Source organism: Vibrio sp. 03_296 (assembly GCF_002265885.1).
Map to the genome: position 1 here is coordinate 1 of NZ_NPKW01000666.1, position 872 is coordinate 872.

An 872-nucleotide genomic window follows, 5' to 3' on the forward strand; every position below is an offset into this window, starting at 1 on the left:
ATTGAGATTCGTCCACCATATACAATGGGGAGATCAATGCCCATAGCTTATCGAGCGGCTGCGCGACAAACTCCGGCTTTAACACATCTGTTGCTGTAAACATGCGTTTTCCTCAATCTCATCCCGAAAACCGCTTCGGGGCTACACAATGGCTGGCAGTGTATTTTGAGCCTGAGAGGATTACTTGTCAAAAACTTCCGTAGCTTTTTGACTAAAACTCGACTTTTTTAACAAAACAACTACATGATCACACGAATTTAAGCAAAATATTGTGTCGTAAAAAGCAACTTAATTTAACGCCAAATTGCTTTTTGTATTGCGAAGGTGAAACGCCCTGTAAGCGAAGTAAAGGAGTGGGTAAAGGTACTTTGGCCGGAAAAACCGGTCAGCTCGGCAATTTGCCCAAGCTTAATGTGCCTTTTCATCAGATCTTTGGCCATTATCGATGCGCTTACCGAGCAGGTATTGATGCGGCGTAATGCCCATTTGCTCTTTGAAGAGGCTGTGGAACTGGCTTCACCAGGAAACACTGCCAGCAAGCTGCGCCACGCTGATCTTGTGGCTCAGATGGGTTTCGATATAGCGATCAATCGCATCGAGATCAAAACGCGACTCTTTTCTTGGCGTCTCAAACGCCGACATATGACGTTGCATCAACGCCATCACGGTATCGTTGCAAGCCCGGCTCAATAAAAGATCCTCGGGGTTGGACTGCATTTCATGCACCAACATCTGGATCAACTTCTGAATTTGCGCATCCAATTGAAAATAAAGGTGAGATTTTWCAATTTGATTGATTTTTGCAGCAGCAGCTGGATCATCATCAKTGGTACGGGCATATTCAGCACCAAAATATCCGACTGGCCAATCAC

Annotated in this window: 1 pseudogene; it reads right to left on the bottom strand. The window is 45.2% G+C overall.

From position 1 onward, the window contains the following. Positions 1–247 precede the first annotated feature (247 nt). Positions 248–872: pseudogene (locus CIK04_RS27010) on the bottom strand (helix-turn-helix domain-containing protein); the annotation flags it as partial.